The sequence below is a fragment of the Vibrio navarrensis genome, assembly GCF_015767675.1.
GTDB lineage: Bacteria > Pseudomonadota > Gammaproteobacteria > Enterobacterales > Vibrionaceae > Vibrio.
In genome coordinates this window covers 957,624-976,136 of record NZ_CP065217.1, presented here as the reverse complement: position 1 = coordinate 976,136, position 18,513 = coordinate 957,624, and the positions used below count along the sequence as shown (strand labels likewise).

At 50.6% G+C, this 18,513-nt stretch carries 19 protein-coding genes and 1 tRNA gene; 16 read left to right on the top strand and 4 right to left on the bottom strand.

Going from position 1 to position 18,513, the window contains the following annotated elements:
• The first annotated feature begins 8 nt into the window (after positions 1–8).
• From I3X05_RS04470 to I3X05_RS04400, 15 genes are all read left to right on the top strand, one after another.
• The gene (locus I3X05_RS04470) at positions 9–263 is read left to right on the top strand and encodes an acyl carrier protein (RefSeq protein WP_039424926.1); all 255 of its coding nucleotides are present in this window, start codon (positions 9–11) and stop codon (positions 261–263) included.
• A gap of 3 nt (positions 264–266) precedes the next feature.
• A complete protein-coding gene (locus tag I3X05_RS04465; RefSeq protein ID WP_045570972.1) occupies positions 267–824 on the top strand; it encodes a hypothetical protein in 558 nt (185 codons plus the stop codon).
• A 7-nt stretch (positions 825–831) separates the two neighbouring features.
• Positions 832–2,205 (top strand): AMP-binding protein, encoded by a 1,374-nt coding sequence (locus tag I3X05_RS04460; RefSeq protein WP_045570973.1) that lies wholly within the window; start codon positions 832–834, stop codon positions 2,203–2,205.
• A 19-nt stretch (positions 2,206–2,224) separates the two neighbouring features.
• Complete coding sequence (locus I3X05_RS04455; RefSeq protein ID WP_045570974.1) at positions 2,225–2,596, top strand: 3-hydroxyacyl-ACP dehydratase; 372 nt, start codon at positions 2,225–2,227, stop codon at positions 2,594–2,596.
• A complete protein-coding gene (locus I3X05_RS04450) occupies positions 2,589–4,298 on the top strand; it encodes a glycosyltransferase family 2 protein (RefSeq protein ID WP_045570975.1) in 1,710 nt (569 codons plus the stop codon). The genes I3X05_RS04455 and I3X05_RS04450 overlap by 8 nt, the downstream gene beginning before the upstream one ends.
• Complete coding sequence (locus I3X05_RS04445; RefSeq protein WP_045570976.1) at positions 4,276–5,820, top strand: HAL/PAL/TAL family ammonia-lyase; 1,545 nt, start codon at positions 4,276–4,278, stop codon at positions 5,818–5,820. Before I3X05_RS04450 ends, I3X05_RS04445 begins: the two co-directional genes overlap by 23 nt.
• Positions 5,821–5,828: 8 nt before the next feature.
• Complete coding sequence (locus I3X05_RS04440) at positions 5,829–6,275, top strand: acyl-CoA thioesterase (RefSeq protein ID WP_045570977.1); 447 nt, start codon at positions 5,829–5,831, stop codon at positions 6,273–6,275.
• Entirely contained in the window at positions 6,269–6,889 is a 621-nt protein-coding gene (locus I3X05_RS04435; RefSeq protein ID WP_045570978.1) for an outer membrane lipoprotein carrier protein LolA, read from the top strand. Before I3X05_RS04440 ends, I3X05_RS04435 begins: the two co-directional genes overlap by 7 nt.
• A complete protein-coding gene (locus I3X05_RS04430; protein WP_045570979.1) occupies positions 6,879–9,188 on the top strand; it encodes an MMPL family transporter in 2,310 nt (769 codons plus the stop codon). Before I3X05_RS04435 ends, I3X05_RS04430 begins: the two co-directional genes overlap by 11 nt.
• A 56-nt stretch (positions 9,189–9,244) precedes the next feature.
• Positions 9,245–9,793: a DUF3261 domain-containing protein gene (locus I3X05_RS04425; RefSeq protein ID WP_413470429.1), complete on the top strand. Its 549-nt coding sequence runs from the start codon at positions 9,245–9,247 to the stop codon at positions 9,791–9,793.
• Positions 9,794–9,807: 14 nt separating this feature from the next.
• Positions 9,808–10,995 carry a beta-ketoacyl-[acyl-carrier-protein] synthase family protein gene (locus I3X05_RS04420; RefSeq protein WP_045570981.1) on the top strand — a complete coding sequence of 396 codons (1,188 nt, stop codon included), beginning with the start codon at positions 9,808–9,810 and terminating at the stop codon, positions 10,993–10,995.
• Positions 10,988–11,452 carry a hotdog family protein gene (locus I3X05_RS04415; protein ID WP_045570982.1) on the top strand — a complete coding sequence of 155 codons (465 nt, stop codon included), beginning with the start codon at positions 10,988–10,990 and terminating at the stop codon, positions 11,450–11,452. The genes I3X05_RS04420 and I3X05_RS04415 overlap by 8 nt, the downstream gene beginning before the upstream one ends.
• Positions 11,449–12,174 carry a 3-ketoacyl-ACP reductase FabG2 gene (locus tag I3X05_RS04410; protein WP_045570983.1) on the top strand — a complete coding sequence of 242 codons (726 nt, stop codon included), beginning with the start codon at positions 11,449–11,451 and terminating at the stop codon, positions 12,172–12,174. The genes I3X05_RS04415 and I3X05_RS04410 overlap by 4 nt, the downstream gene beginning before the upstream one ends.
• Entirely contained in the window at positions 12,171–13,400 is a 1,230-nt protein-coding gene (locus tag I3X05_RS04405; protein ID WP_045570984.1) for a beta-ketoacyl-ACP synthase, read from the top strand. Before I3X05_RS04410 ends, I3X05_RS04405 begins: the two co-directional genes overlap by 4 nt.
• A gap of 141 nt (positions 13,401–13,541) precedes the next feature.
• Positions 13,542–13,618, top strand: a tRNA-Pro gene (locus I3X05_RS04400).
• Positions 13,619–13,935: 317 nt separating this feature from the next.
• Here the strand turns inward: I3X05_RS04400 and I3X05_RS04395 are convergent.
• From I3X05_RS04395 to I3X05_RS04380, 4 genes are all read right to left on the bottom strand, one after another.
• Positions 13,936–15,135 (bottom strand): NupC/NupG family nucleoside CNT transporter, encoded by a 1,200-nt coding sequence (locus I3X05_RS04395; protein ID WP_337970974.1) that lies wholly within the window; start codon positions 15,133–15,135, stop codon positions 13,936–13,938.
• Between the two features lie 223 nt (positions 15,136–15,358).
• A complete protein-coding gene (locus I3X05_RS04390) occupies positions 15,359–16,303 on the bottom strand; it encodes a LysR family transcriptional regulator (protein ID WP_045570986.1) in 945 nt (314 codons plus the stop codon).
• 58 nt (positions 16,304–16,361) lie between these two features.
• The gene (locus I3X05_RS04385) at positions 16,362–17,333 is read right to left on the bottom strand and encodes a lytic murein transglycosylase (protein WP_337970973.1); all 972 of its coding nucleotides are present in this window, start codon (positions 17,331–17,333) and stop codon (positions 16,362–16,364) included.
• 44 nt (positions 17,334–17,377) lie between these two features.
• Entirely contained in the window at positions 17,378–17,659 is a 282-nt protein-coding gene (locus I3X05_RS04380; RefSeq protein WP_039445542.1) for a YcgL domain-containing protein, read from the bottom strand.
• Positions 17,660–17,834: 175 nt separating this feature from the next.
• On the opposite strand from I3X05_RS04380, the gene minC reads away from it, so the two are divergent.
• Positions 17,835–18,497, top strand: coding sequence for a septum site-determining protein MinC (gene minC, locus I3X05_RS04375; protein ID WP_045570988.1), 663 nt, complete (start codon positions 17,835–17,837; stop codon positions 18,495–18,497).
• Positions 18,498–18,513 lie beyond the last annotated feature (16 nt).

The following is an 18,513-nucleotide window of genomic DNA, read 5'->3' as shown; positions in this document are numbered from 1 at the left end:
GCCCTGATATGTCAGTAGTAAATCAACAACAAGTCTTTGAGCAAGTAAAAGCCGCTCTGATTGAGCTATTTGAGCTGGATGAAGATGATATCCAGCCCGAAGCCAATCTGTATCAGGACCTAGATCTAGATAGCATTGATGCGGTTGACCTTGTGGTCCACTTGCAAAAAGTGACCGGTAAAAAGATTCAACCAGAGGAATTTAAAACCGTACGTACCGTCAATGATGTCGTGGACGCGGTTGTTGAACTCGTGAAGGGCTAACCGATGCGCACATTGCTGACAGTTCTGTCTGCAATCGTATTGCTCGCTTACCCATTTGCGGTTTACTTCGGTATCGATAAGCTTGGTCTTAACGTGGTCGCTCTCCTTTTAGGCGCAGTGTTCCTGCTAAGAATCTTTTCTGGCCATCAGGCCAAGCTTAAAGAGCTGAAACATCTGGCAGTATTAAGCGGCATGGTCGGTGTCACTCTGGTCACGCTTGGGGCAATTTTCAAGCAGCAAGGCTGGCTGACCTTTTATCCGGTGGTGATAAACCTGTCTATGCTGGCCGTTTTTGCCCTCAGTTTAACTCAACCACAAACGGTGATTGAACGTTTGGCCAGATTACAGCAACCGGATCTGCCTGAAAGTGGCGTGCGCTACACGCGCACCGTCACCAAAGTGTGGTGCGCATTTTTTGTCTGCAACGCGGCCATCGCTCTGTATACCTGCTTTCAGCCATTGCACGTCTGGACACTGTACAACGGTTTGATCAGCTATTTGGCAGCGGGGAGCTTATTTGCCGGAGAGTGGATCGTACGCCAACGTGTTCGCAAGGACTAAACATTCGATGAGTCAAACTCAACCATTTCTCTCTTTGTCGACGCTTTTGGCAACTGGCAGAGCGCCCAATCACCCGATCGCATTTGATGCGCAGGGAGAGCTCCACTGGCAGCAGTTCTCGGCGCAGGTTGCCGCACTTTGCCAACGACTCAACCGCGAGCCGGCGAAAAAGATCGCCCTGTGCTGTTTGGACAGCTACCACTTTGCCGTGGGCTTTTTTGCCTTGTGTTACAGCCAGAAAGCGCTCATTCTGCCGGGTAACTATCAGCCATCCGCTTTGACAGAACTCAGCAGTGAGTTTGATCTGCTCCTTTGCGATCATAAGATTGCGCAAAGCACGTCACTTCCTCATCTTTTGCTTGAGTCAGAGTCGATGGAAAGCGCCAGCTATGTGTTTGAGCCGCTGGATGTGGAAAACCTCACTCTGACCTTATTTACTTCTGGCTCGAGTGGAGTGCCAAAAGCAATCGCCAAAACAATCAAACAACTTGATATCGAGATTGAGATCTTACAGCGTCTGTTCGGCGCTCAACTGACGAACTGTCGCATTGAGAGTACTGTCTCCCATCAGCATATTTATGGCTTACTATTTCGCCTGTTGTGGCCTTTGTGCGCAGGTCGAGCGTTTGCACGCTATAACTTGGAATATCCTGAGCAGTTGATCGCCCACGCTGGGGAGACAGTCGCGCTGATCAGTAGCCCTGCGCTCTTAAAACGTTTGGGTCAGGAGCATCAGACTGGCGCTTTCGCGGCTATTTTCTCATCCGGCGGACCACTGAGTTTTCAGGCCGCCCACGATGCGCAACAGTTGTTTACTCAGTGGCCGATTGAAGTGTTTGGCAGCACCGAAACGGGCGGAATTGCCTATCGCCAGCAGGTTTGCGACCAGCAACCGTGGACGCTGTTCCCCGGCGTTGAGGTTATGCTCAATGAAGAACGATGCTTACGTTTACGTTCTCCGCATATCGATCCGCACCACTGGTATCAGACCGCCGATGAATGTGAGTTGCTCGGTGAGCGACAATTTATCCTCAAAGGACGCACTGACCGCGTGATTAAAATCGAAGAGAAACGCGTTTCGTTAGTCGAAGTGGAAAAGCGTCTTGAGCAGTTAGCATGGATCAGCGAAAGCGCAGTCATACCGATGCAGGAAAATGATCGCTTAGTACTGGTCGCCGCGCTGGTCTTAAATCAGACAGGCAAACAACAGATAGAAGATATCGGCAAAGGCAAATTCTGGTTGCAGTTGCGCGCTGAGCTGCGCCAGTGGCTAGAGCCGATTGCCGTACCTCGGCGCTATCGCCTAGTGGAACACATTCCACTCAACAGCCAAGGAAAACGGCTGAACAACGAAATCGAGATGCTTTTTCAGTCCAATTAATGACAAAAAATAGAACATCATGACCCCAAAAAGAAAGCCAACGCTGTTATCCGTTATGGTCGAACAAAACCAAGCCACACTGCATTTGCGTGTTGATCACGACATACTGGACTTTTCCGGTCACTTTAGTCATTTTCCGTTGTTGCCGGGCGTGACCCAAATTGATTGGGCGGTCGCTTATGCCAAGGAGTTTTTGCATACGCCACCTTCCTTTAAAGGCATGGAAGTGATCAAATTCCAAGAACCGATTCTGCCAGATAGCGAAGTGTCGCTACAGCTCAAATGGGATGACGAAAAACAAAAATTGCAGTTTGCCTACACGTCACAACGAAATGGCACAGTGGTCAATCACTCTACTGGAAAAATGAAGTTGGGGAACCCTAGTGAGTAATTACCACGCTTGCTTTTTGATCCCATGCTACAACCACGGTAGCACCGTTGGTCAGGTCATTGATGCCCTACTGCCATACCAACTGCCGATTATTTTGGTTGATGACGGCAGTAACCTCATTACACAGCAGCAACTTGAGCGGCAAGCAAAGCGCGACAATGTTCATTTGGTCAGGCTGGCGCACAACCAAGGCAAAGGTGGCGCAGTCATGGCGGGGATTCGCCATGCCAATAAACTCGGTTTTACTCATGCTATCCAGATTGACTCCGATGGGCAGCATGATATTCAAGCTCTGCCAAAACTGCTTGAAACGTCTCAAAGGCATCCCGAGCGCCTCATCTCCGGCAAGCCGATTTACGATGCGAGCGTGCCTAAATCTCGACTCTATGGACGCTACGTGACGCACGTTTGGGTATGGATTGAAACCTTATCCTTGGCCATCGAAGACAGCATGTGCGGTTTTCGCGCCTACCCGGTGGCGAAAACCGTCAGCGTGCTCAATAAGTACCGAATTGGCAGTCGGATGGATTTTGATATCGAGATCTTAGTGCGGATGTACTGGGAAGGGAGCGACATTGAGTTTATCGAAACTCGGGTCATTTACCCCGAAGGCGGCATCTCCCACTTCGATGCGCTGTGGGACAATGTCAAAATCAGTTGGATGCACACTCGGCTATTTTTCGGCATGTTGCCGCGTATTCCCAAACTTCTAGGCCGAAAAAAGCCCAATTCGCAACTAAGAACCCATTGGTCCAAACAGCAGGAAAAAGGCACCGTGCTCGGGATTAAGCTGCTGCTGGCGATTTACACTCTGCTTGGCAGGCCGACTTTCAACCTAATTTTGCGTTTAGTGATCGGCTACTACCATGCCACAGGCAAGCAGGCAAAAAGCGCCTCGCAAACCTATTTGGCCCAGTTGCAACACTACGCCAGTGACAAGCAGATCGAGCTACCCGACCACCTCACCAGTTACAATCATTTGCTCTCGTTTGGTCACACCATGCTCGACAAACTGGCCGCGTGGAAAGGTGACTTTTCAGCGCACAATCTTACTATTCACGGCCAACAACAGTTCGACCAAATGGTCGCGAATAAGCAGGGCGTGGTGATCTTAGGCTCACATTTAGGCAACCTTGAGCTGTGTCGCGCACTGGGGCGACGCCATACTGACGTCAAGATCAATGCGCTGGTGTTCACTGAGCATGCCGAGCGCTTTAACGCAGTGATGAAAGCGGTGAATCCGAGCTCGGAGCTGAACTTGATCCAAGTAAGTTCGTTAGGGCCGGACACCGCTATCTTGCTGCAACAGAAAATTGAGCAAGGTGAGTGGATAGTGATTGTCGGCGACCGCACCTCCACCAGCAAAGAGAGCCGAGCGGTCTGGGCCGATTTTCTCGGCAAGCCAGCACCTTTCCCTCAGGGGCCATTTATGCTGGCGTCCATCTTAAAAGCACCGGTTTATTTGTTGTTTGGTTTACGGGATGACACCAGTTCCACAGCGCATTTTGATGTCTATTTCGAGCATTTTAGCGACAAAATTGTTCTGCCTCGCAAAGAGAGACAGGCCGCTTTAGAAATGGTTGTGCAACAATACGCGCAACGCTTAGAACATTACACGCTGCAAGCTCCTTTGCAGTGGTATAACTTTTTCGATTTTTGGAACCTGACAGATCAGCAACATGACAACGCAAACAGAACATAACATCACCTTTGGGCAGGGACGCCTGACGATTGAAGACGTCAGCGCAATTGCACAGGGGGCAAAAGCCCGCTTAAATGACTCAGCCCAGTTCAACGCCAAAATCGACCGTGGCGTGGCTTTTTTAGAGAAGTTACTCAAAGAAGAAGGCGTTATCTACGGTGTCACCACCGGATATGGTGACTCTTGTACTGTGGCAATTCCAAGCCAACTGGTTGAAGAGCTTCCGCTGCACTTAACTCGCTTTCACGGCTGCGGCCTTGGCAAAGTACTCACTCATGAACAAGCGCGCGCGGTACTGGCGACACGGCTTTGCTCACTCGCGCAAGGTGTTTCTGGCGTGAGTCACGAGCTACTCAAGCAGATTGTCACGCTGATCAATCACGACATCGCCCCGCGCATCCCAGAAGAAGGTTCGGTCGGCGCTAGTGGCGATCTCACGCCGCTCTCCTATCTTGCAGCGGCCTTGATTGGCGAGCGCGAAGTGTTATATCGCGGCCAAGAACGTGCCACCGCGGAGGTGTTTGCTGAGCTGGGGATCCAGCCTATTAAGCTGCGGCCAAAAGAAGGTTTGGCGCTGATGAACGGCACCTCGGTCATGACCGCACTCGCTTGTCTAGCGTTTAAACGGGCCGAATATCTCACTCAGCTTATAAGCAAAATCACCGCGATGGTTTCGGTTGGCATGCAAGGCAATGACTTCCATTTCGATGAAGCCCTTTTTGCCGTCAAACCGCACCCAGGTCAGCAACAGATCGCGGCGTGGCTGCGTGCCGATCTTAAGGCTGAACAACCGCCGCGTAACAGTGACCGTCTGCAAGATCGCTACTCGCTGCGCTGTGCGCCACATGTGATTGGCATGGTGCAAGACGCCCTGCCTTGGCTGCGCCAATTGATCGAAAACGAGCTCAACAGCGCCAATGACAACCCCATCATCGATGGCGACAATGAACGCGTTCTGCACGGCGGCCATTTCTACGGCGGCCACATCGCTATGGCGATGGACACGCTAAAAACGGCGATTGCCAACTTGGCGGATCTGCTGGACAGACAAATGGCGCAGTTAATGGACTATAAGTTCAATAACGGCCTACCATTTAACCTAAGTGGTGCTGAAGGCGAGCGCAAACCGATCAACCACGGTTTTAAAGCGGTGCAGATCGGCATTTCCGCTTGGACAGCAGAAGCACTGAAGCACACCATGCCAGCCAGCGTGTTCTCACGTTCAACTGAATGTCACAACCAAGACAAAGTGAGCATGGGCACTATCGCCGCGCGCGATTGTCTACGTGTACTGGAGCTGACGGAACAAGTGGCCGCAGCCTCGTTGCTTGCCGCCACACAAGCGATCGAAATTCGTCGTCGTCGCGGTGAGTTGAACCAGCAACATATGAGCGACCAACTGCGTGCGATGTGCGCTCACGTGTTGGAAGAGTTTGATTTTGTAAGCGAAGATCGCCCGCTAGAGAAGGACCTGCGCCACTTTATCACGCGTATTCAACAGCGCCACTGGTCATTGTATTAAGAGGTTCTATGACAGACATACTTTACCCTCTGGAAGCGGAGGTGACGTTGGTCACCTCCTTTCAAGACGCCGATCCGATGGGCGTGATTTATCACGGTAACTATTTTCGCTTTTTTGAAGAAGCTCGCCGGGTAATGATGGAGAAAATCGATTACGGCTATCTCAAAATGACCGAATCGGGCTTTATGTGGCCAGTGATTGATGTTCAGGTAAAGTATGTCCGAGCCATTGCGTTTAATCATCCGATTCGGGTCAAAGCCCGCCTGACGGAATGGGAAAATCGGCTGCGTGTCCACTATGAAATCTACGATGCTCAGACTGGTCAACGCATGACAAAAGGCCACACCACCCAAGTGGCGGTGGGGATTGAAGACAAAGAGATGCGCCTTGCCTCGCCAGCGGCACTCCTTGAGCGTGTGGCACAGTGGCATCAGCATGGAAAATATCAATGCTAAACCGCTTGAAAAAACCGCTTTGTCTACTGCTAAGCCTGTTCTCTTTCGTCACCTTTGCCAAGGTGGACAACCTAGATTCGCTGCAAAAGCAGCTCTCTAGTCATGCTCTGGTGCGCGGCCAGTTTACCCAGCTTCGCCATTTGCAGATGTTTGCCCAGCCCCTCAGCTCGCAAGGTCAGTTTGTGTTGGATAAGCAGCACGGTTTGCTGTGGCAACAAACAGCGCCGTTTCCGGTCAATTTGGTGCTGACACAAGATAAACTCAGGCAGAGTATTGCTGGTCAAGCGCCAGAGGTGATCACGTCGGCACAAAATCCGATGGCATTTTACTTCAGCCGGATTTTTTTAGCCGTATTTCATGGCGATACCAACGCCTTACAAAACGAGTTTGACCTGTCACTCAGCACCGATGATGCCAAATGGACGCTGACCTTAGCGCCAAAATCCGCCCCTTTAAATGCGGTGTTTGAGCGTATTGTTTTGCAGGGCGAAGATGAGATAGAGCAGATTGAACTGCTGGAAAAACGTGGCGATCGCAGCGAAATACATTTCCAAGCACACAGCCATCAACCCGCTCAATTGACCAGCACGGAGCAGCAGCAGTTTGCGTTTTAAATCTCCTCTCTTCGCCTTTGGCTGGCTTGCACTCGTGATCGCCGCGCTCATTCTACTGCTGAAACTGTGGAACCAAAGCGCAAGCGCCCCGATCGAAACGGATATTCTCAAGCTTTTGCCACAAGACAAACAAAATCCCGTGGCCGAACAAGCCTTCTCGCACATGGCTGATTCGATGGGCAAACAGGTGGTGTTTGTGGTGGCTAACCAAGACGCCTCCTCTGCTTTTTTAGCCAGTCGCCAACTGGCGGAAAAGCTGCAACAAAGCGGCTATTTCCATCAAGTGATTGGCGAGATTGATGCCAACGCTCAGCAGCAGTGGGCCAACTACTATTTCACTCATCGCTTTCAGTTTCTCACTGCACAGCAGCGACAAAGGCTCAATGAACAACCCCAGCAGCAAGTGCAATACGTGATTCAGTCGTTGTATAACCCCTTTTCCGGCGTGACTGGCACTGAGCTCGCTAACGATCCTTTTCTGATGTTTCGTGATTATCTCAATGAGCTCTCACAGCGCGCGGGCACGTTTAAGGTACGCGATGGATTCCTCACCCTGGAGAAAGATCACACCACCTATGTGTTGCTCAGCGCACAATTAGCCGATTCGCCGTACAGTTTGGATGCCCAACGCGCGGTCGCGCAGATTTCACAGTGGCAACAGCAACTGTCGACTCAGACGGGTAGTGAGTTTTACCATACGGGGGTGCTGTTTTACGCCGATTTTGGCACTCAAAGCGCCAAGCAAGAGATCAGCACCATTGGCATGGCATCGCTTGCAGGCATTGTACTATTGATGCTTTGGGTGTTTCGTAGCGCCACCCCACTGCTACTCGCCCTGCTGTCTATCACTATCGGGCTACTGGTGGCGTTTTGTGTCACCTTGTGGCTGTTTGGCAAAGTTCATCTGTTCAGTTTGGTCTTTGGTGCCAGCCTGATTGGCGTTTCGATTGACTACGCGTTTCACTACCTCACTGACCGCTTAGCCGCTGGCAGAAAGTGGCACAGCATCTCGGGGCTGCAACACATTTTTGCCGCCATCACCTTAGGTTTGATCACCAGTTTAATTGGGTATTTGGGCTTACTGATTGCGCCTTTTCCCGGTTTACAGCAGCTTGCGCTTTTCTCCGCAACAGGCCTTCTTGCTGCCTACTTAACCGTTGTCGCTTGGTATCCCTGGCTGGCTGCGCGCCCATCAAAAGAACGCTCTTTACCGGGCCTTGCTCTCTGGCAGGCTTGGCTTGCCTGCTGGCAACAAAAACGCGTCGCTGTTTATCTTCCCGCAGCTATTGCCCTAGCCAGCCTACTCGCCGTTACCCAGATCCGTTACGACGATGATATCCGCCAGTTGCAAGCACTGCCGCCACAGCTCAAGAGCCAAGAGAGTGTCATCGCACAGCTCACTGGCGTGCACGCCTCACAGCAAATGTTGCTTGTTCGCGCCGAGAACAACGAAAAACTGCTGCAGCGCTTAGAGTCACTGGAACCCACGCTGGCCGATTGGCAACATAAGGGGCTCATTTCTGCTCATCAAAGCCTTGCACAAACGATCCATTCGGTCACCCAGCAGCAGCAGGATTATCAGTTAATCAAAGCGCTTTATCAGGGGTTTTCCGGCTCACTGAGCCAAAGTTTGGGGCTCAAGCAGGTCGCCAGCTTCGATGCGGCTTTTGATCCGGTCTTTTTACAAGATTATCTGCAATCTCCCGTCTCCGAGCCGGTGCGTTTTATGTATCTTGGGCTGATCGACGAAAAGGTTTCTGCCGCAATTTTGCTCAAAGAAGTCAGTGATTCAAGCGCAATCAAACAGTTTGCCGAGCAAGATGCCGAAATCCTTTATCTCAACAAAACAGAAGATATCTCGCAGCTGCTTAGCCAGTATCGCCTCAAAGTGATGGAACTCATCGGCGCCGCTCTGCTGGTTATCTTCAGCTTACTCAGTTGGCGCTACGGAGTGCGACACAGCGTGCGCATCGTTCTACCATGTCTCATCGCCTGCCTTGCTGGTCTGGCAGTATCTGTGTTCACTGGCTCCACACTCAATCTGTTTAACCTGCTTGCGCTGGTGTTGGTGATTGGCATTGGTATCGACTACACCTTGTTTTTTGCCGAGCAACAAGCAAGTCACAGCACCTTGCTCGCGGTGACACTCTCCGCCATCACCACCCTGCTGTCGTTTGGCCTGCTAGCACTGAGTGCCACACACGCCATTCACAGTTTTGGCCTAACGGTCCTAAGTGGCATTTTTGTCGCATGGCTTCTGGCACCAATGGCGATTGACAACAAAGGAAAATCATCGTGACGCTTTCACGCTTATGGCTTTTGGCCATCGTCAGCTTTGTGCTGCAAGGATGCGCTCTGACACCGTCTGCTCCACTTTCAACAGTGCAGATAACGCCAGAGGTCAAGGTCACCTTACCCTCACCAAGTGAACTGGGCCAACATATCAGCGCCACTCAGCTCATCACGGCCACGTGGCAGGCAGAACAAGGCCAGCAGACCCAGCAGCTTCCTGTACAGTTGCAAGTCGATGCGAATAAAGTGGTGTTGGCGGGTTTCTCGTCGTGGGGAACACGGCTGCTCTCACTAACTTATCAAGATGGCGAGATAGAAACGCAAGTCTTAAGCGGGTTAGAAAATACCCTACCGCAGCCGGAGCAGGTTCTTTTTAATCTGATGATCACGCTCTGGCCGCAACAAGCTTGGGAAGCACCGCTAAATCAGGTAAAGTGGCAACTTATTGATAGCACCAATCAGCGCACCATCATTGATAATAACGGGAAAGAGACGCTCCAGATTGAGTATGAGAATGGCCGCGGTTTTGACGGCACTGTCCATTTTTACTCGGTGCAAAATCACTACAGTATTACCATTGAGACGCTCAACTACCAGATAACACAACCCTAACTGTAATAAGCCAAATGAATTCGCACTCTTTTCAACCCATTTATATTCATGGCTGTGGCTTTCATTCTGCATTAGGTTCAACCCCAGAGCAGATCCATCAATGCCTAGCGCTAAACCGCAGCGAACAAATGATCGTTGAGCCTTCGCTGCTCAACACTCAAACCGCAACGGTCGTCGGAAAAGTGACCCAACCTTTGCCTGACATGCCGCTGCAACTGACGGATTATGACACACGCAACAACCGTCTAGCGCTCTCAGCGTTAAAACAAATTGCAGCGCAAGTCGAGCAAGCCAAGCAGCGCTTTGGCTGTCATCGTATCGCGGTTGTCATCGGCTCAAGCACCTCCGGCATTGCCGACGGTGAAATCGCCTATCGAGAGAAGATCCAAAGCGGTGCATTTCCTCACAGTTTTCACTACCGAAAACAAGAACTCGGCAACGTCAGTGATTTTGTCGCCGACTATTTCGCCCTCACAGGCCCAAGCTACGCCATCTCGACCGCTTGTTCATCCAGCGGCCGCGTGTTTATCTCGGCCAAACGCTTGTTGCAAACGGGTATGGCCGATGCTGTGATTGTCGGCGGCGTAGACACCCTGTGCCGTCTAACCCTCAACGGTTTTAACGGTTTAGAAGCATTGTCAAACCAGCATTGTCAGCCCTTTAGTGCCGATCGCGATGGGATTAATATCGGCGAAGCAGCGGCTTTTATGTTGCTGAGCTTAGAATCCAGTGATGTCGCTCTGCTTGGCTGCGGCGACAGCTCAGATGCGCACCATATTTCCGCACCTCATCCTCAAGGCAACGGCGCTGAAGAAGCGATGCAAAAGGCACTGCTCGATGCCCATCTTTCTGCCGAGGATATTGGCTATGTCAACGCACACGGTACTGCTACCCCACTCAACGACAGCATGGAAAGCAAAGCCATCTATCGTGTATTTGGTGACAAAGTGCCCGTCAGCTCAACCAAGCATCTCACCGGTCATACCTTGGGCGCCGCCAGCGCGGTAGAAGCGGCTATCGCTTGGAACATCCTCAAATACGATCTGGATTTGCCGCAGCAAGGATGCCAGAACAAAGCAGAAGATATTGCAATCCGCTTGGTGGAAACGCCTACCAAGCTTAAGAAGAAAGCGATTTTAAGCAACTCATTCGCCTTTGGTGGCAACAACATTGCGCTAATTTTTGGACTCACTCATGAATAACCTTGCTGACATCGCCACTCTGCTGCCACACGATGCGCCGATGATTTTGATTGATCGCGCGATAGACGTACAGCCAACTCGCATTCACTGCCAAGTAGACATTGGTGAACACAATGTCTTTTTTGACAGCGAAACATGCAGCATTCCCGCTTACGTCGGCATTGAATTTATGGCTCAGTCGATTGCCGCTTGGTCTGGTTATCATGCACTGCAGAAAGGCGAACAACCACCGATCGGTTTCTTACTCGGCAGCCGCCGTTATCAAGCCCATTGCGATCTTTTCCTCCAGGGCCAAACGCTGGATATTTTCGCCGAACAAATCATGCAAGACAGCGGTATGGCCGTCTTTAGCGGTCAAATCGAACTGGCTGGCCAATTGCTTGCACAATGCCAGTTGAATGTTTACGTACCAACCGAAGAAAAATTACAAGAAATGAAAATCAGGAGTCAACAATGACCCGACAAGTGTTAGTCACCGGGGCCAGTAAAGGAATTGGTAAAGCCATTGCGATTCAATTGGCAAAAGATGGGTTTTCCGTCGCCGTTCATTACATGGGAGATAAAAACGGCGCTGAAGAAACCTTAGCAGCCATTCAGGCACAGGGCGGCACAGGCCGTTTAATCCAGTTTGACATCAGTAATCGCACCCAATGCCGAGAACAGCTTGAAGGCGACATCGCCGCTCACGGCGCATATTATGGCGTGGTCAACAATGCCGGTATCACACGCGATACTGCGTTTCCAGCGATGACAGAGGCAGAATGGGATGGCGTGATCCACACCAATCTCGACAGTTTCTACAACGTGCTGCACCCATGCGTCATGCCGATGGTGCAAAAGCGTCAAGGTGGACGCATCGTCACGCTGGCATCGGTGTCTGGCTTGATGGGCAACCGTGGCCAAACCAACTATGCAGCGGCAAAAGCGGGTGTGATTGGCGCAACCAAATCGCTGGCACTTGAACTGGCGAAACGCAAAATCACCGTTAACTGTGTTGCGCCCGGCTTAATCGATACAGGTATGGTCGATGAACACGTCAAAGAACATGCATTACCGCAAGTGCCGATGCGCCGTATGGGGCAACCTGAAGAGATTGCTGGTTTGGTCAGCTATCTGATGTCCGACATCGCCGGGTATGTTACCCGCCAAGTGATTTCGGTCAACGGAGGTTTAATATGAACCGCAGAGTCGTTGTCACTGGCATGTCTGGTGTGACCGCGTTTGGTCATGATTGGGCCTGCGTTGAGCCGCGTCTCAAAGCCTTAGAAAATGCCACGCGCTACATGGAAAACTACGCGCAATATGAAGGGCTAAACACAAAACTCGCCGCCCCCGTGGTCGATTTTGAACTCCCATCGCACTATAAACGCAAGCAGGTACGCGGCATGGGGCGCGTCTCCAAGCTCGCCACCGTCGCAACGGAAAATGCGCTCAAGCAAGCAGGCTTAATAGGTCATAAGGTGCTAACCAATGGCCAAACCGGTATCGCGTATGGGTCATCAACTGGCTCTACCGATGCGATCGGTGCTTTCGGCGTGATGCTCAACGATAAAACCACCAAAGCGATCACCGCGACCACTTATGTACAGATGATGCCACACACCACCGCAGTCAACGTTGGGCTGTTTTTCGGTTTACGTGGCCGAGTGATTCCCACCAGCAGCGCCTGCACGTCAGGTAGCCAAGCGATTGGCTATGCGTATGAGGCCATCAAGCACGGTTACCAAACCGTCATGGTCGCAGGTGGAGCAGAAGAGTTATGCCCGACAGAATCCGCCGTTTTTGACACCCTTTTTGCCACCAGTCTGAAAAACGATGCACCGAAAACCACGCCGAGCCCTTACGACAAAGATCGTGACGGGCTGGTGATTGGCGAAGGCGCGGGAACACTGGTGCTGGAAGAGTATGAACATGCGGTGGCTCGAGGGGCGAAGATCTACGCAGAAATTATCGGTTTCGCCAGCAATTGCGATGCGGCGCACGTCACTCAGCCACAAATGGAAACGATGCAAATCTGCATGGAGATGGCACTGCAAAACGCCAATCTACATCCGAAACACATCGGCTACGTGTCGGCCCACGGCACCGCCACCGACAGAGGTGACATTGCCGAAAGCAACGCCACACAAAATGCCGTCGGCAAGGTGCCTATCAGTTCACTAAAGAGTTACTTTGGCCACACGTTGGGCGCTTGCGGCGCAATTGAAGCTTGGATCGCGATTGAGATGATGAACAGCGGTTGGTTTAACCCCACTCTCAACCTCAACAATCTCGACCCCGAATGCGGCGATCTCGATTACATCACAGGCAACGGGCGCGAGATGGATATCGAGTATCTGATGAGCAACAACTTTGCTTTTGGTGGCATTAACACCTCGATCATCTTTAAACGCGTACGTGATTAACTTTGCCATTACGGCGCTCAATATTGTGGCTCACTTTTTCTGGCCATTAAATGCGCAAACTGGTCATTCTATCAACGAGCTTTTATTGTTGTGAAACAAAGTGTTGACCTAACCAGAACTTCCGATTAGAGTAGACGCCATCGGACTGTAGCGCAGCTTGGTAGCGCACCGTCATGGGGTGTCGGGGGTCGGAGGTTCAAATCCTCTCAGTCCGACCATACACCTAGAAAGAGAGAGCTTCGGCTCTCTCTTTTGCTTTCTCGCCTAAAATAGCTTAACAGCGCCAATCTTCAATCCTTATCTCTTCATCATTTCATCATTTCATCATTTCATGTAACCGCTTTTTTGGCCGTCCATCAAATGCTCCTACTTGTCGCTTTGCATGAGAAAGAAAGGGAATAGCAGTGGGAAAGGCGCGAACCGCGTAGAGAAGAGTTACAAGAAAATCAGGGAGAAGAGAAAGAATAAAGGCAGACAGCATCGGCTTTGTCCAGAAGTGACAATGCTATCTGCCAAGTTCAATGGCGTAGACGAATTACAAGCTTAAGATCACACCAGCAATCGAGGCGCTCATTAGGTTTGCCAGCACACCAGCGGCAATGGCGCGAAAACCATAGGTCGAGATAAAGGTACGTTTCTCCGGCACTAAGCTACCTAAACCACCAATCAGCATCGCCATGGTCGAAATGTTGGCGAAACCACACAGCGCAAACGTCACAATCGCTTGAGAGTGAGCACTTAGTTGCTGTTTCACTTCCATCAACTGAATAAAAGCGACAAACTCGTTAACAACGATCTTATTGCCAATCAATGAGCCTGCGGTGATCGCTTCTTGCCAAGGAATACCTAGCAGCCACGCGACGGGAGCAAATAAATAGCCGAGGATCAGCTCAAAACTCAGGCTGATACCAAACCAGCTGCCAATCCAACCCAACATGCCGTTTAACAGCGCAATCACACTGACAAACGCCAGCAGTGTCGCGCCCACCGCAACGGCAATGCGTAGCCCCGACATCGCGCCATCGGCCATCGCTTCCACCACATTGGTGGCTTTTGGCATTTCAATGTTTTCCATCTGTGCCGCTTGTGGCTCAGTTTCTGTCTCTGGCATGAGGATCTTCGCCATTAACAGGCCCGCTGGTGCCGACATAAACGCAGCAGCAATCAGATAGTTCAGTTCTACACCGAGCGAGGCATACCCGACCAAGGTACCACCAGCAACCGAGGCAAGACCACAAGTCATCACTGCAAAAAATTGCGAATCACTCATGTGCTTTAGGTACGGTTTGACCACAAGGGGGGCTTCAATCATGCCGACAAAAATATTCGCCGTCGCGGAGAGCGATTCAGCCCTTCCCGTACCGAGCAGTTTCTGTAGGCCACCACCAATCAAATTGATCACTTTGGGCATCAAGCCAATGTGATACAGACCCGAGATCAGCGCGGAGAAGAAAATGATGATCCCAAGCACGTTAATGGCGAAAGTGAAACCGCCGGTTGCCAAACCGCCGAACAGAAAAGCGATGCCTTCCTGCCCATATTTGATCAATCCTGACACAGCGCCCGTCACTGTATTCAGCGCATTTTTGCCCGCAGGAACATAGAGCACAAGTAAGGCAAACGCGACTTGCAGACAAAACGCCAGTAGTACTGTTTTCAAACGAATGTTTTTTCTGTTGGTAGATAATAGCCACGCGACAACGAGAATGGCCACAATACCCAGTAAAGAGTTCATAGAAGGTTTCCAGAGAGAGGGGGAACAAGGAAGGCGCGGATTGTATAGTGACAAACGCGGGATGCAAGTCGGGAATGTTAATAAAGTGGAACAGGAAGAACAGCAGCCAACGCCTATACACTTAACTCTTTGAAAAAAATCAAGATAAACGTTTGCTATTTGGTATTGTTTCCATATAAGGAAAATGTTTCCCAACAGAGAAATAATATGTGACGAAAATCACTCAATGCGCAATGGTGATATAAGGCAACAGCTTTTGATCCCAGTGACATGGTGCGCCGATCTTTTGCCGAATAAATTCGATCACCGCTGAGGTTTTCTTTGGCATGTGTTGACGACTTGGGTAGACCGCATAAAACGGCATTTGCTGGCTGGCGCGCCATTCTGGCAATAGCTGAATCAGTTTTCCGCTGCGAAACTCATCACTCAGCAAATAGGTGGCAAGATAGCCTATCCCCCATCCGGCAATCGCGGCATCGCGCACTGCTTCGGCCAAATCAACGGAATAGTTGCCTGCTACTTTGACGCATAACTCTTCGTCGGCGCGGCGAAAAGCCCAGCTGGTGTAATCACGTTCCCAACTGCGATAAATCAAACAGTTATGCTCGCTAAGGTCCGTTGGATGTGCAGGCGTGTCGTGACGCATTAAGTAGTCGGGTGACGCAGCAACCACGAATTGGCAATCGGCCAAACGCTGGGCAATATACCCCTCTGGCAATTTCTCGTGGTTGGTGATCCACACATCCAGCCCTTCGTCTAACATATCCACTTTATAATCAAACAGGTGCAATTCGACTTGCAATTGTGGGTAGCGCTGACGCAGCTCGTCAATCGCAGGCAGCACATGCAAGGTACCGAAAGATTGCGACAAACCGATACGCACCAAACCAGCCACCTCATCACGCTGGCTCTCCATTTCAGACTGCGCATTGTTCACCGCTTGCACCACCTGATGGCAATGACGATAAAAGCTCAGCCCTGCTTCGGTCGGCGTAAAACTGCGCGTGGTGCGCTGAATCAGCTTGATGCCAAGCGAGGCTTCGAGTAACGCAAGCTGCTTACTGACGTGTGAAACCGACACACCCAAGCTTTTCGCCGCCTGAGTGAAGTTGCGATGTTTAACCAAGGCGGAAAAAACCACCATTTGTGCTGCGCGTTCAGATAACATGTTGTCGTTAAGAAGGCCTTGCCATCACGCAACGCATGAGACAAGCCTAAGTTGGTGGTTAATCTTTAATGCGATCAGCCAGATGGCTAACGGCCAGAGCGAAGTAGTGAGAGCGGTTCCACTTCATTAGTACATTGTAATTGTTGTACACCAAGTAAGCCCGGCCATTTTCATCATCCGGCATCACCAGCCAGGCTTTGATATCTTGATTGAGCATCGGCAACGCCCCGCCCACATAATTGGTAATACCTAGCTTTTTCCACTCTTGCAAATACTTACCTTTGGCTTCTTCCCTGCCCTGCAAGGAAAGGTCAAACCCTTTAGGGATTCTTACTTGCCGCCCCCAAGTGTACTTGTCATCCCAACCAGACTGGCTGAGATAACTAGCGGTCGAGGCAAATACATCGTGGGTATTGCTCCAGATGTCCTTTTTGCCATCACCATCGCCATCAGCAGCGTAGGCCAAAAACGAACTGGGCATAAACTGACATTGCCCCATGGCACCCGCCCAAGAGCCTTTAAAATTCTCGTATTCAATGTGTCCTTGATCGAGAATCTTCAACGCCGCCATGGTTTCGGCGCGGAAAAACGCCTCGCGTCGCCCTTCATAGGCCATAGTCGCGAGCGCGTCGACCACAGGAAAATTGCCAGTAAATTTACCGAAATTACTTTCTACGCCCCAAAGCGCGACAATAAAGCGCGCTTGCACGCCATAGTGTTCAGCAATTTGCTTCAGTTCTGCGCCATGTTTTTGGTAGAGATCTTTCGCCTGCTGTACTTTCCAATCGGGCACCGCGCGTGGAAGATACTCATCCAGCGTCAGTTTTTTTTCTGGTTGATTGCGATCCGCTTTTACCGCTCGGGGCTTGTACTCGACATTGTGAAACGCCTGCGCAATGGTTTGTGCGCTAATACCTTCCGAGCGCGCTTGTGCTTTCAAGCGTTCAATATACTGCTCGAAACTTTCCGAGTTCGCCCATACCGAAGCACTTAGGCTCATACCGAGCATCGCTGTTAACAGTGTTCTCATATTGCCCTCCTTGAGCCAATCGGCCCGCAAAACCAGCCACGCCGTTAATCTGACTTCTGCTGCGCTTTGCGTTCTTTATGTTGTTCGAGAAGATTTTTCGGTGGTGGCGGCAGTTGCAAGAAGAAACCGTCATTTATTAGTGATTCGCGAACCTTCTCGACACTGACCAACGCCAACGTACGACCTTGCAAATTTATCGTCATTACTGGCAGTGGCTTACCAAACATTGCCATTAATTGTTCAGGAACTTTTGAAAAATCATCCTTTTTAGGAATGTAAAGATATGTGCCTTCTTTCTTAGAACTTTTATAGATAGAACAAAGCATGACAAGCCTTTTTTGTTAATTTCCGCATCCGACACGCGAAATTTAATTAAAACGTAATTTTTCAGACAAAATCACCTAAATGACCGCAAGATAACTTGCTGCGTGCAGGGATGAAATATAACATGACAACCTTAGTAAAAGACAACGCTCTTTCAATAAAGGCAAGAAGTATCGGATGTCTCGTACCCCTGATTTAAAAGGTAGCAGCTTCACCTTGTCGGTGTTGCACCTAACAGATTGCTCGGTCGACAGCGCCATTGAATTTGTGCAAGAAAAAGTTGACCAAGCACCGGCGTTTTTCGCCTCTGCCCCAGTCGTGATCAATATTGCCGAGGTCGAAGGCGATATCGACTTCGACCGCCTGAAACAGGGGATTGCAAAAGCGGGCTTGATCCCAGTTGGCATTACGGGCTGCAAAGATAAGCGCACGCAAAATCTCGCTTCACAAGCGGGTTTCGCCATTATGTCAGCCAGCAAATCACCGACCCAAGCTCCGGCTAAAATTGCTCCGACGAAAGTGGTGCGTACGCCGGTTCGCTCCGGACAACAAATTTATGCCAAAGACGCGGATTTGGTCATTTTAAGTCACGTCAGTGCCGGTGCCGAAGTGATTGCCGATGGCTCGATTCATATCTACGGCACCCTACGCGGGCGAGCTATCGCTGGCGCGAGTGGTCAAAAAGAAGCAAGAATACTCTGCCATGATTTGCAAGCGGAGCTGATCTCTATCGCTGGAAACTACTGGCTGAGCGATCAGATCGACCGCGAATTCTGGCAACAAAAAATTATGTTGAGCCTAGTGGATGAATCACTCCACCTCGAATTGCTCACTCTTTAAAGATTAGAAAGGAAAA

Coding starts and splice junctions, on each gene's coding strand:
- I3X05_RS04385 (WP_337970973.1), bottom strand. CDS start 17,333: ATGAGAACACTGTTAACAGCGATGCTCGGTATGAGCCTAAGTGCTTCG.
- I3X05_RS04440 (WP_045570977.1), top strand. CDS start 5,829: ATGACAGACATACTTTACCCTCTGGAAGCGGAGGTGACGTTGGTCACC.
- I3X05_RS04395 (WP_337970974.1), bottom strand. CDS start 15,135: ATGAACTCTTTACTGGGTATTGTGGCCATTCTCGTTGTCGCGTGGCTA.
- I3X05_RS04415 (WP_045570982.1), top strand. CDS start 10,988: ATGAATAACCTTGCTGACATCGCCACTCTGCTGCCACACGATGCGCCG.
- I3X05_RS04390 (WP_045570986.1), bottom strand. CDS start 16,303: ATGTTATCTGAACGCGCAGCACAAATGGTGGTTTTTTCCGCCTTGGTT.
- I3X05_RS04470 (WP_039424926.1), top strand. CDS start 9: ATGTCAGTAGTAAATCAACAACAAGTCTTTGAGCAAGTAAAAGCCGCT.
- I3X05_RS04410 (WP_045570983.1), top strand. CDS start 11,449: ATGACCCGACAAGTGTTAGTCACCGGGGCCAGTAAAGGAATTGGTAAA.
- I3X05_RS04380 (WP_039445542.1), bottom strand. CDS start 17,659: ATGCTTTGTTCTATCTATAAAAGTTCTAAGAAAGAAGGCACATATCTT.
- I3X05_RS04460 (WP_045570973.1), top strand. CDS start 832: ATGAGTCAAACTCAACCATTTCTCTCTTTGTCGACGCTTTTGGCAACT.
- I3X05_RS04465 (WP_045570972.1), top strand. CDS start 267: ATGCGCACATTGCTGACAGTTCTGTCTGCAATCGTATTGCTCGCTTAC.
- minC (WP_045570988.1), top strand. CDS start 17,835: ATGTCTCGTACCCCTGATTTAAAAGGTAGCAGCTTCACCTTGTCGGTG.
- I3X05_RS04405 (WP_045570984.1), top strand. CDS start 12,171: ATGAACCGCAGAGTCGTTGTCACTGGCATGTCTGGTGTGACCGCGTTT.
- I3X05_RS04455 (WP_045570974.1), top strand. CDS start 2,225: ATGACCCCAAAAAGAAAGCCAACGCTGTTATCCGTTATGGTCGAACAA.
- I3X05_RS04445 (WP_045570976.1), top strand. CDS start 4,276: ATGACAACGCAAACAGAACATAACATCACCTTTGGGCAGGGACGCCTG.
- I3X05_RS04435 (WP_045570978.1), top strand. CDS start 6,269: ATGCTAAACCGCTTGAAAAAACCGCTTTGTCTACTGCTAAGCCTGTTC.
- I3X05_RS04420 (WP_045570981.1), top strand. CDS start 9,808: ATGAATTCGCACTCTTTTCAACCCATTTATATTCATGGCTGTGGCTTT.